Origin of the sequence: Paenibacillus mesotrionivorans, from assembly GCF_046098205.1 — a bacterium.
In the GTDB taxonomy this organism is placed as follows: Bacteria; Bacillota; Bacilli; order Paenibacillales; family NBRC-103111; genus Paenibacillus_AR; species Paenibacillus_AR mesotrionivorans.
The window spans coordinates 1-12,416 of sequence record NZ_JBJURJ010000020.1 but is presented as its reverse complement, the minus strand read 5'-3'; the positions used below and the strand labels follow the sequence as shown (position 1 = coordinate 12,416).

Below are 12,416 nucleotides of genomic sequence, written 5' to 3'. Positions count from 1 at the left end.
GTTCCGCCTCCCCCATAAGGGTCATAAAACAGGAGAAGTATCTGCCCGCTTTGGGCGGACAAATACCTCATCTGGGGAACCCTTATCTGTTTTTGCTTACAATGGCGCCGTTGCCGCTTTTGTAGCGGGCGGTGGCTTCCTTGAGAATCTCGTTGCCGCCTTTGTTCTTGTACTCCTCAATAACCTTCGGCCAGTCGGAGATCGGCTCCTTGCCGTAAATCATTTTGACCATATGGTCGATAACCAGCTTCGGTCCCACATCATCCGCTTGCGGAGCCAGGTCCGGGTACTTGGAGAAGGAATCCAGCGCCGGCACGAAGCGTACGCTGCCCAAGCCCTCTGCAGACACAACCTTGTCCATAAAGGAAATCATATCCCGTCCGTCCTGGGTCAGCTCTTCCCGGGATTTGTTGTACACCACGTCATGGATGAACCAGAACATGCCGCGGAAGGTGTCTTCGTTTAATGCATCCGGGTCTGTAGGGACGGTGAATTTGATCTGGCCGTTTTCCTTGGTATAGGTTTCGCCTTCAATGCCGAAGGAGAAATAAGTTTCCGCTTCCGGAGTAGTCATCCATTCGAAGAACTTGATAATTTGAATGGCCTTGTCCTTGGATACCTTGCTGTTGATGTAGTAGGACGTATTGATGCTGGAATACAGGAGGTGTCCGCCGGTATTCTCAGGCCCCTTCGGCGAAGAAACAATATCCACCTTGGATGCGGGCAGGGCGCTTTTCAGCTTGCTGCGGTAGGTGCCCAGGTTCTGGGCGTTGCCCGACCACATGCCGGCTTTGCCGGATTCGATGTTCTTGCCGTAATCCGTAGAGCTGATGGAGGCGAAGTCCTTCGGGATCAGCCCTTCGTCGAACATTGCCTTGAAGGTCTGAAGCGCCTTGGTCATATTCTCCACATCAAAAAACTTGGGCACCACCTGCTCGTCCTTGATTTCGAACTGGGAGGGCAGCACGTCGAAGGAACCCAGCAGGGTGTCGGCGTATTTGAAGTTCTCCCGCATTTGGTACGGGTGCTCCACGCCGTTTTTCTTCATGGCCCGCATCACATTCATGAACTCATCCACAGTTTTGGGAGCCGGAAGACCGGTTTTCTCCAGCAGATCCGTGCGGATAAACAACGCCCGTCGGGACGGGTTGGACAACCAGGACGGAATGCCGTAAATTTTGCCGTTGTAGCTGGTTTCCTGCCAGGCTTCCTTGGGAATCTGCTTCATGATGGTGGGAGCATATTGCTTCAAGAGATCGTCCAGGGGCATAAATACCCCCGCTTCCACAGAGCCGGACATCCCCTTGGTAGTGGCGCCGCCCACATTCTGCACCACATCGGGAATTTCGTTGGAGGCGAACATCAGGGACATCTTCTGGTCGAAATCCTTCAGCGGAATCATATTGAAATCAATATCGGTGTTGGTCAGCTCCTCCAGCTTCAGAACCCACTTTTCCTTGTTGATATCGGTGGATTTTTCCGCATGTTTGTTGCCGCTAGTCGCCATGGACATGCTGAACTTCAGCTTCTCGTTAGGCTTGGTGCTGCTGCCGGCGGCACTCTCCTGAGTGTTCCCGCAACCTGCGACAACGCCCAACGCCAAGGCGCAAACCAATGACAAATGAAGCGCTTTTTTCATACTGACTCCCCTTTTACTTGTAAGTTGAACCAAAAGGATTGGCTGTATGCCCATTGTACCCCCGCGGCATAGAGGCGGGTATGTATTTTCTTATGCATCGGTTGTGTTTGTTTTCGATTCCCCACCTGTTTGTGCAAGGACTTAAAAATCTGGAAAAATTTCCGATAATAATAAAGGGAAAGGTCAATTTGAAAGGAGGAACCATCTTGGAAATCACAAACAGCCCCCCGTTTTCCATACCGAAGCTGTACCATTTCAACAAGCAATCCCAGGAAGCCGGCCAATCGAAGGGCCAGTTGGTTGGGTTGCCCAATGATACAGTGAGCATCAGCCCCGAGGGCAGGCAATTGGCAGCGGATGCCATAACCCATGAGCCGGCCAAGTATTACGGTACGGCGGAGATCAACGGCAGCCTGACCGGGTTGTTGGCAGATAAGGACCCGAAGGTGGGCAAGGCCGTATATACCATCATCGAATCCAATTTTATGCCCGATGGTACAGTTTCGAAAGAGGAGGACCGGGCGGCTCTGCTGGAGGCGGGTTTGGCCCAGGCGCAATATATTGCCGACCATTATATGAACGGTGAGGAAAGCAGCCAATTTATGGACACCATGAACCAAATTGCCGCCATTGCCAAAACCAGAACTGTTGACCCTGCGACAGGCCAAGCTTCCTACACCACACCTGCCGACAGGCCTGCCGGCGCACCGGAGGATTATGTCAGCGCCGGTGACCTGCTGAAGCGGTTTGAGCCGGACACCTATACCAAGCTGCAAGAAGCGATAACGGGCGGCGGGGATTGGGGCAGCATCCTGATCGGGTTTGCCAAGCGTGTGCCGCAGCATACGGATTGGACGGAAACCTACCTGAAGGAAGAGAAAGATTTGGCGGCCAGTCTGAAAAACACCAAGCATGACAACCGTTTTGAAAGCGCGGATACCTCGGATTTGGCTGCATTCACCAAGGGAATGAAGGACCTCATCCAAAGCTCCGTTTCAGGAAACCGGGATTTGCTTAACCGGAATTTGCAGTATTTCGCCCATATTCTGAAGTGACCGGAGACCGGCCCCCATGGGCGGGTCTTTTTTTTGTGCTGCTTCTGCCGAATAAGAGTTACCAAACTTGACAACACCGCGAACTTTACCCGGAATAAGCTCCTTCATCTCATAATTATGGTATACTGGTTAACGTTTTGTTTATATCTTACCGGATGAGGAGCGATCGCCATGAGTGAAAAAAATAATTCGCAGGCTATCCTGCACTTCTGGCACGGAACGAAGTTCCAACTGATTGGTCTTGGACTCGCTGTCGGTTTGGCAGCAGGCATTGTAGTAGTGCTTTACCGCTACGTCATTGAATTAAGCTTGGAGTTCTCTCTGGAGGTCTATGAATATCTGAGAGAACGACCTTTGTACATTCCCCTTTGGTTTGCTGTCCTGGCATTATGTGGCTGGCTGACAGGCTGGATCGTTAAGCAGAACCCCATTGTATCGGGAAGCGGTATTCCTCAGGTCAAAGGAGTATTACAGCGAAGGCTGGCAATGAATTGGTGGAAAACCGTGCTGGCCAAATTTGCAGGCGGAGCCTTAAGCATCGGTGCAGGTCTCTCCTTGGGACGTGAAGGCCCATCCATCCAGATTGGCTCAGCCATTGGTATGGGATTTAGCAAGCTGCTTCGCAAGCCCAAGATGACCACACAATTTCTGACCACCTGCGGGGCCAGCGCCGGTTTGGCCGCTGCCTTTAATGCTCCGATTGCTGGTGCCGTCTTCGCGCTGGAGGAACTGCATAACAGCTTCTCTCCTGTGGTTATGATTACCGCCTTGGCATCATCCATCGTAGCGGATATGGTCTCCAAGGAATTTTTCGGCTTACAGCCCATTTTTGATTTTCGTGGAATATCGGCTATTCCTTTACATCAATATGGACATCTAATCGTATTGGGCATCATACTGGGCCTCGCCGGCCTCCTGTTTAATGCCAGCCTGTGCAAAACCCAAGACCTCTATAAACGCCTGAACCTTCCCTTACAGGTACGTATGATCCTGCCGTTTCTCTGTGCAGGCGGTTTCGGTCTTGTTCTTCCACAGGTACTGGGAGGCGGCAATCAAATGGTCAACAGCCTGCTCACGGATAACCGGCCCCTTTTGATTTTGGCAGTTATACTGGCGGCGAAATATGTGTTTACCATGATCAGCTACGGCTCCTCAGCACCTGGGGGGATATTCCTGCCCATGCTGGCACTGGGAGCTTTGATGGGTCTTGTTTACTCCAGAGCATGGGGATTTGCGGTAGGAGCAGAATCGTTCTATGCTGCCAACTTCATCATTCTGGCTATGGCAGGCTTCTTTTCAGCAGTGGTGAAAGCCCCCATGACAGGAATTATCCTGCTGACCGAAATGACCGGCTCATTTTCTAACCTGTTATCCATGGGTGTGGTTTGTCTGGTTGCTTATGTGACGGCTGACGCTTTGGGTTCCAAACCGGTGTATGAGCTGCTTCTTCACCGGTACCTTGCCAACAAGGGCGTTCCCGCTTACGCGGCTGAAGAAAAGCATAAGGTACTCTTGGAGATTCCCATTCATCCTGGTTCCCCTTTGGACCGCAAACGCATCCGGGATATCCATTGGCCGGAACGCTGCCTGGTGGTAGGCATCCAAAAGGGCAGCAGTGAAGTGATTCCCACAGGGGCTACCCGAATTGCATCGGGCGACTCCCTGGTGGTGCTAGCCGAGGAAGACACAGCAAACCAAGTGGAATCTGTACTGTCAGGCCAGGCTGCCGGCAGATTCAACTAATCCAAATCAATCGAGCAATTGTGCGCAAAATGATTTCTTCGCACCGTTTCCCCTTTGTTTATTCCCTCTGAGTTTTTACCATTCTACAAAAACGGGGCTGTCCAGAAAGCCAGTTTTCACTGACCTTCCGGACGCCCCTCATCATACTTACTTGGAATCAAACGCATTGCGCAGGCCGTCGCCCAGGAAATTAAAGCACATAATGGTGATGAAGATCATCATCCCGGGAAAGACCGGGTACCACGGCGCCTCCACCATGATCTTCAGACTTTGTGCGGATTGCAGCAGATTCCCCCAACTGGCCGTCGGCGGCTGAATACCCAGTCCAAGGAAGCTTAGACCGGACTCGGTTAGAATCATACTGCCCATATTCATCGCCGCGGCAACAATCACAGGAGCAATCGAATTTGGAAAAACATGGAAAAATATGATGCGACGGTCAGGCAGACCCATGGAACGGGCCGCATCGATATACTCCCGGTTCTTCACAGACAGGATCTGCCCCCGCAGAAGCCGGGCCTTCCCCATCCAGCCAAAGGCCGTCAGCACCGCAATGATATTGAATAAGCTGGGCTTCAAGAGGGTAACCACAGTAATCAGCAGGAAAAATTGCGGGAAGGCCAGCATGATATCCACAAACCGCATCAGAATGCTGTCCACCTTGCCCCCGTAATAGCCTGCAATTGCTCCTACTGTCACCCCGATAATCACATTGAAGACCACAGAGAAAATACCGACTGAAAGAGATACCCGCGCCCCGTACAGCACCCGCGTAAATACATCCCTCCCCAGATCATCCGTACCGAACCAATGGTCCGAGCTTGGCGCCTTGAGGCGGTACAGCAGATCCTGCTCGGCCGGGTCATAAGGCGCGATTACAGGAGCCAGCAGGGCGAGTACAATCAGTGTCGCCAGGATCACCAAACTGATAACAGCCATCCTGTTCTTCTTAAACCGTCCCCACGCTCTGCTGCCCGTACGGTTGGGAGCGGCCAGCTTCGGCAGCGGTTCAGTTACTGATGCATTCATCGTTTATGTCCCCGCTTCCTGCATCCGGCTTAGGTTGATTCTTGGATCCAGAAGGGCAATCAGCACATCCGCAACAATGCTTCCGGCCACTGTCAGGATGGAGGCCATGGTGGTGACCGCAAACAGCACCGGGTAATCCCGCTGGAAGGCCGACTCAATAAACAGACGCCCCATACCCGGAATACTGAAGATGTTCTCCAGGATCAGCGAGCCCGTAAAGAATCCGGCCAGTGTCAGACCAAACAAGGTGGCCACCGGAATCAGGGCATTGCGGAGCCCGTGCCGGAACAAAACGATAAAGGCCGGGAGACCCTTGGCATGGGCCGTCCGCATATAATCCTGGTGAATCACCTCCAGCATGCTGGAGCGGATATGGCGAATCCATAAGGCTACCTCTCCAAGCGTCATGGTAATGACCGGCAGGATCATATGCTTCAGCCGGTCCGCCAGACTAAAATCCGCATTGATGGTTTTCAGCCCGCCGGAGGGCAGCCAGCCCAGCTTAACGGCGAAGAGCATCATCAAGAGCAGAGCCAGCCAGAAGCCGGGCACCGCGATTCCTGCGAAGGTAAAACCGGAGATAATCTGATCCAGTCTTGAGTTCGCCCTGATGGCACATAGAATGCCCAAGGGGACAGCGATCAGAATGGACAAGAGAAAACTCGTCACCGTAAACAAAAGGGTGGTTGGAATACGCTCCATGACCAGCTTGGAGACCGGTTCGGATTTCTGGAAGGAGGTGCCGAAGTCGCCCTTCAGCATCCCTCCCACCCAGTCCAGATACTGCGTATGCAGCGGTTTATCCAAGCCGTAGGCCTTGGTCATATTCTCGATGTCGGCCGCTTTAATCGTGGGATCCTCCGAATACTGGGACAACGGCCCTCCCGGAGCCAGATGAATAATGACAAAGGAGATGATCGTAATTCCGATCAGGATCGGAATGGCGTTAAGTACCCGTTTTAATAGATAGAGGGCCAAGGCTGGTCACTTCTTTCCCTATTTGGTAAAGTACCATTTCTCCACTTCCTTCAAGCTGTCGCGAAGCGGATTGTAGCCTTCCAGATTGCTCGGATAAGCCATAATGGTAGTCGGGGTGTACAGGAAGGTATACGGCTGATCCTCGGCGAGAATAGCATCCACCTTGCCGAGCAGCTCCTTGCGCTTATTCTTGTCGAAGCTCTTCAGATCCTCATCGATGAGCTTGTCGACCTCCGGATTTTTATAGGAAACGGTGTTCAAGCCATGTTCTATTTCAGTTGAGTGCCAGAGTCCCTTCGGGTTCGGGTCGCCGGTGATATTCCATGCATAGTAGATGGATTCGAATTTCTTCTCCTGGAAGTTCTTCGTGAAAGCAGAGCCCTCTACCACCCGGATGTTGACGGTAATCCCGACCTTCTTCAGCTGCTGCTGGATAACGGTAACCGCCTTTTCACGGATCTTGTTGCCTTGGTTTACCTGCATTTCGAATTCAAATTTCTTGCCGTCCTTATCCAGGACACCATCGCCGTTGGTATCCTTCCAGCCGGCTTCCTCGAAGGTTTTTTTGGCCTTTTCCACATCAAACGCGAATTTAGGCAGGTTATCCGAGTAGCTCCAATAGGAAGGAACGGTTTGGCCGTGCATGATCTTGCCCTGTCCTTCCGCTACGCCGTCGATAATGCCCTGTCTGTCAATGGACATGGTAAGCGCCTGGCGCACCTTCTTATCGGTGAACAAAGGATTGGTCATATTCCAGCCTATAAAGGAATAAGAGGTGGTCACAATCCCTTTTTGCAGCTTAAGCTTGCCTGAGGTTTTGACATATTGCTCGATGACGGACAATTGGTCAGCCGGTACGCCGATGACATTAATCTCACCGGTTTGCAGCTGGGCCATCATCGCGTTGGCGTCCGGCACAATCTTGGAGGTAATCTTCTCTATGGCAGGTTTGCCGGCATAATAGGAATCATTGCGGGTAAAGGTCAGGTACTGGCCGGTTTTCCATTCCACCAGCTTATACGGACCGGAGCCGACAGGCTTTTTGTAAAACTCGGACTTGTCCATCTCCTTGACCGGAACATCCTTCAGAAGATGCTTAGGCAGAATATTGTACGGGAAAATATCAATATAGCCTGCAAAAGGGGTCTTGAAGGTAAACACAATGGTTGCGTCATCGGTTTTTTCCACCTTGCTCAGCTCGGAGAAGGTGCCCTTCCGGGGACCGGTATAATCCGGGCTCAAGGCTACATTGTACGTGAATACCACATCATCCGCCGTAAGCGGAGTGCCGTCGGTGAATTTGGCGTCCTTGCGGATTTTGACCGTCATAGTCAGCTTGTCATCTGAGAATACAGGCAGCCCAGTAGCCAGATCCGGCACGATATCCTGATTCTCATTCACCTTGTACAGATAGCTGAATACCAATTCCGTTACTTCGCTGGAGGTTGTGGTTGTAGCCCACAAGCGGATAAAGCCTTGCGGATCGGACAAATAGGCGGTGACAATTTCTCCCCCGTCCACCTTTTCCTTAGCAGGGGCTTTCGTTGCCGCAGCCGATGCGGCAGGACTTGCTGCCGGAGATGTGCTTGGGTCGCTGTTCTCTTTGCTGTCGGAGGAGCAGGCGCTTAAAACCAGTACCCCCGCCAACAGGACGGATAATGCAGCTTTGGATATTTTGCTTGCGGATAATGGAAACATGGGATTGCCCCTTTCAATTGGATAAATGGTTTTCTATGAAATGACAGGAAGCATAATGCCCCTTGCCCACTTCTTTCAAAACGGGTTCTTCTGCTCTGCACCTGTCCTGCACATAGGGACAACGGGGGTGGAATGCGCAGCCGGAGGGGGGATGGGCCGCGTTGGGCACCTCGCCCGTCAAGAGAATGCGTTCCCTGGCGGAATCCACCTCCGGCTCAGGGACAGAGGATAGAAGCGCCTGGGTGTAAGGATGCTGCGGCGTGTCATACAAGGAATCCTTATCTGCCAGCTCCACGATCCTGCCCAGATACATAACGGCCACCCGGTCTGATATATGGCGGACGATACTCAGGTTGTGGGAGATGAACAGATAGGACACATTGGTTCTGTGCTGCAAATCCGATAGCAGATTCACAATTTGGGCCTGAATGGAAACATCCAGCGCCGAAACTGCCTCATCCGCTACAATAAGCTTCGGATTCAAGGCCAGAGCTCTTGCTATGGCAATCCGCTGGCGTTGGCCCCCAGAGAATTCATGAGGGTACAATGCTGCGGCCTCCCGCCCCAGACCGACGGTAACCAGCAGCTCCTCCGCCTTCTTGAGGGCTTCCTTCCAGCTAATCTTGTCGTGGACAACCATAGGCTCAGCAATCGCCTTCCCCACGGACATCCGTGGATTCAAGGAAGCATACGGGTCCTGGAATACGCATTGAAGCTGCCGCCGGAATTTGCGGAGCTCCTTGGGTTTCATCTTGCTTAAGGACATTCCCTCATAACGAATTTCACCTTCGGTTAATTCTGTCAGACGCAAAATAAGCCTTCCCACTGTCGACTTGCCGCAGCCGGATTCCCCGACGATGCCCAATGTCTCACCTGCATGAACCGTAAAGCTGACTCCATTAACAGCATGTATGTAGGTTTTGTTCAGCCTGCTGCCTGTTTTAAAAACCTTCTTGGCTCCTTCTACCTGAAGCAGCGGTGCGCTCATCTGATTCCGCCCTCCTTCCCTCTCATATACGGATACAGCGGACAAAATGACCCTTGTCCACTTCCCTTAACTCAGGCACAGCAGCACTGCATTCGGGAGCGGACATCCGGCAGCGGTCAGCAAACCTGCAGCCCTCCCCAAACCGTCCTGCGGGGGGAACCGTGCCGGGAATGGGAACGAGAGGCCCGGACGTGCCCTTCAGCTTGGGCGTGGATTGAAGCAAGCCGACTGTATAAGGATGAAGTGGAGCCTTGAACAGCGTTCTTACATCACTTTCCTCTACGATCTGACCCGCATACATCACCATAACCCGGTTCGCCATCTCGGCTACCACCCCCAGGTCATGGGTAATAAAAAGCATGGACATGTCTGTGTCGGCCTGGAGCTTGCGCATCAGGTCCAGAACCTGGGCCTGGATCGTTACATCAAGCGCCGTGGTAGGCTCATCGGCAATCAGCAGTTGGGGCTCACAGGCCATGGCCATAGCCAGCATAACTCTCTGGCGCATGCCGCCTGACAGCCGATGTGCATATTCCCTGCGGATTCTCTCCGGCTCGGGAAAGCCTACTCTCTTCAGCCACAGATTTGCCCTGTCCTCCGCTTCCTTACGGTCAGTCTTCAGATGAAGACGGATTCCTTCTGTAAGCTGCTTGCCGATGGTCAGAACCGGGTTAAGGGAGGTCATGGGCTCTTGAAAAATCATCGCCAGATGATGCCCCCTTATCTTGGCCATCTCCTTGCGGTTAAGCTCCAGCAGATTCCTTCCCTGGAAACGGATCTCCCCGTTCTCCACCTCACCGATACGAGGAAGAAGCCCCATGATGGATAAGGAGGTCATGCTTTTGCCGCAACCGGATTCTCCGACAAGAGCAACCACTTCATTCTTGCCGATGTGAAAATCAATTCCGTCCACAACGGCCAGCTCCCGGTCCTTATCCTTTAACACCGTCCTTAAAGCCTTAACTTCCAATGCCACTTCGGACATCGAGAATCACCTTCGCCTATTCCTTGGATAATTAAGGAACTTTTATTATATGTATGTAAGGTATATTCACACAATATTACATCAGTCAATTATTTTTGTCATCTAAAAAATCTTTTATAGGGATATAAAGTTATTTAATTACATATATTGGATTGATTATTCAACTTTTATTTACTGAATTAGCCGAAATATGTGATTAATCTCCCAAAACAAATCCCTCAACTCGGCTTTATGTTATATTTTATGACATAAACTTATCTTTCCTACTATGTGTCCAATTTATGATTGAGAAATCTATTGGCAGCATTTACTTCCCCTAATCTCATCTAGAGGCTTCCGTTACAACCAATCTCTTGATACTTCCGGCCCTATTATGCTCGAATTAACCCGAATTTTGTAGTATTATATACGAAAGAAGTTCTTTGTACCAGGAGGTTGGCAGCTTGCTTAGATGGAAAAAAACCAGAACCCGCCTCAGCCAAAAGCCCAGCCTGACATCCCTTCTTTCAGGGCTGGTGATTGTAGTGGTGTTCCTTACCTCAACGATTCTGCTGATGGGCACATATGATTCCAAAAAGAAATCCCTTATTGAAACTACCCTTAGGCTCAATCTCTCCAGTGCCGAACGGATGTCCAAAACCATGGATTCTCTGTTCCTGTCCATTTCCAGCAGTCTGCGGTATAATGCCGCCGCTTTTACAGATCTGAATAATATGAAGACTGAGGTTATAGATGATGATTTGGGGCATATGTACAACAGCAGCAATTTCTTCAATTCTCTTATCGTCGTGGGAGCAAACGGCATCATCCTGAACGCCTATCCGGCCGGAGTCACCAAAGTCGGGGAGCGGGCAAGCTCCGCAGCGGTGCAGGAAGCGCTCTCTTTGCAGAAGCCCAGTATTTCGGCGCCTTATACCACTCCCAACAGCAAACGGCTGATCGTGCTGGTGAATCAGCCTATCTGGGGCCGGGACGGCTCGTACCTGGGCATGCTGAGCGGCTCGATGTATCTTCAGGAGAAGAACGTGATTTCGGAGGTATTCGGGAATAATAAGGCGGATGATTACGGCTCCTACTATTATATTGTGGATGCCTCGGGGCATGTGCTGTATCATCCGGACAAAGCGAGGATTGGTGTGGATCTTAGCGCCAACAAGGTGGTGCAGCAGCTGAAGAGGGAAGAAAGCGGCATGCTGCAGGCCACCAATCTCTATGGGATTGATATGCTGGCGGGGTATTCCGCGATTCCAGCCAATGGATGGGGCGTGGTTATGGTTTCACCTGTGGAGGTAATCCGGCATCAGTTGTACGGGCATTTCCGGACATTGATCACTTATTCGCTGATTCCTTTCCTGATCCTGCTGGCCGGTGTTGTGCTGATTGCCCGGCGGCTGGCGCAGCCCTTCACCCAACTGGCAGATCTCGTCAGCCAAATGGGCCGGGAGCCGGTAAAGCTTCCGGAGGTCAAACACCACCTGAGCCGCGAGGCCGATCTGCTGACGAAGGCGGTTTTTCTGGCCGCGCGCAATATCCGGAAACAAACGGAGCAGCTGACCCAGGAGGCGGCGACGGATGCATTAACCGGGCTGTTGAACCGCAGATCACTGGAATATACCATGAACCAATGGATTGAGGCCTACCTGCCATTTTCCTTGATCATCCTGGATGTGGACAAGTTCAAGCTGGTGAATGACACCTACGGCCACGGCACTGGAGATGAGGTGCTGAAGCATGTGGCCCATGTTATTTCGTCCTCCCTGCGTCCGGGGGATGTCTGCCACCGCTACGGCGGTGAGGAATTTGTCATCCTGTTAGCCGGTACGGAGCCGGGAGATGCCTATGCCATAGCCGAAAGAGTCCGCCATGCTCTGGAGGAGAGCAGCCCGCCTATTCCCGGCAAAGTAACGGTGTCTGCAGGGATCGCTAACTATCCCATGAATGCCACCGACCGGGAATCCCTGCTGGATAAAGCCGACGCGGCCCTCTACCGGGCCAAAAGCTGCGGCCGGAACCGGACCATGGTGGCGGACGAGGAAGCTGTGGCGGGATCCGTCCATTAGGGGCTAGCAGGAGGCTGCAGACCTCCTGCGCGGCAAACTCTAACGAACCTTTGCATTGCTATTAGGCTGAATTAGGGCCTTCTTCAAATCTAACGAACCGTAGCCACGCTATTTGTCCGAATGGGCGCCGAAATGCGTTCAAACGGGTGAATAGCGTGTTGCAGATTCGTTGCTATGAACGTTTTTGTCAAGCCCTCCGGTTTAGCAGGGTCGGAGCACGTGGCGCGGGAGCAAATAAACG

At 52.1% G+C, this 12,416-nt stretch carries 9 protein-coding genes; 3 read left to right on the top strand and 6 right to left on the bottom strand.

Translation table 11 applies throughout. The annotated features are described in order from the left end of the window. Nucleotides 1-82: 82 nt before the first annotated feature. Nucleotides 83-1,639 (bottom strand): extracellular solute-binding protein, encoded by a 1,557-nt coding sequence (locus ACI1P1_RS25130; protein WP_416219236.1) that lies wholly within the window; start codon nt 1,637-1,639, stop codon nt 83-85. A 206-nt stretch (nt 1,640-1,845) separates the two neighbouring features. On the opposite strand from ACI1P1_RS25130, the gene ACI1P1_RS25125 reads away from it, so the two are divergent. Continuing rightward, the gene (locus ACI1P1_RS25125) at nt 1,846-2,694 is read left to right on the top strand and encodes a hypothetical protein (protein WP_416219235.1); all 849 of its coding nucleotides are present in this window, start codon (nt 1,846-1,848) and stop codon (nt 2,692-2,694) included. 171 nt (nt 2,695-2,865) lie between these two features. Beyond that, on the top strand, nt 2,866-4,437 hold the full coding sequence (locus ACI1P1_RS25120) for a ClC family H(+)/Cl(-) exchange transporter (protein ID WP_416219234.1): 1,572 nt from the start codon (nt 2,866-2,868) through the stop codon (nt 4,435-4,437). 147 nt (nt 4,438-4,584) lie between these two features. On the opposite strand, the gene opp4C is transcribed toward ACI1P1_RS25120, so the two are convergent. From opp4C to ACI1P1_RS25095, 5 genes are read right to left on the bottom strand one after another with little or no spacing between them, the layout of a single operon-like run. Further along, entirely contained in the window at nt 4,585-5,466 is an 882-nt protein-coding gene (gene opp4C / locus ACI1P1_RS25115) for an oligopeptide ABC transporter permease (RefSeq protein WP_416219233.1), read from the bottom strand. A gap of 3 nt (nt 5,467-5,469) precedes the next feature. Further along, complete coding sequence (locus ACI1P1_RS25110; protein WP_416219231.1) at nt 5,470-6,444, bottom strand: ABC transporter permease; 975 nt, start codon at nt 6,442-6,444, stop codon at nt 5,470-5,472. A gap of 18 nt (nt 6,445-6,462) precedes the next feature. Beyond that, entirely contained in the window at nt 6,463-8,142 is a 1,680-nt protein-coding gene (locus ACI1P1_RS25105; protein ID WP_416219230.1) for a peptide-binding protein, read from the bottom strand. A 13-nt stretch (nt 8,143-8,155) separates the two neighbouring features. Then, nucleotides 8,156-9,130 (bottom strand): ABC transporter ATP-binding protein, encoded by a 975-nt coding sequence (locus ACI1P1_RS25100; RefSeq protein WP_416219229.1) that lies wholly within the window; start codon nt 9,128-9,130, stop codon nt 8,156-8,158. 22 nt (nt 9,131-9,152) lie between these two features. Beyond that, the gene (locus ACI1P1_RS25095; RefSeq protein WP_416219228.1) at nt 9,153-10,115 is read right to left on the bottom strand and encodes an ABC transporter ATP-binding protein; all 963 of its coding nucleotides are present in this window, start codon (nt 10,113-10,115) and stop codon (nt 9,153-9,155) included. 443 nt (nt 10,116-10,558) lie between these two features. On the opposite strand from ACI1P1_RS25095, the gene ACI1P1_RS25090 reads away from it, so the two are divergent. Further along, a complete protein-coding gene (locus ACI1P1_RS25090) occupies nt 10,559-12,175 on the top strand; it encodes a sensor domain-containing diguanylate cyclase (protein ID WP_416219227.1) in 1,617 nt (538 codons plus the stop codon). The last annotated feature ends 241 nt before the right edge of the window (nt 12,176-12,416 follow it).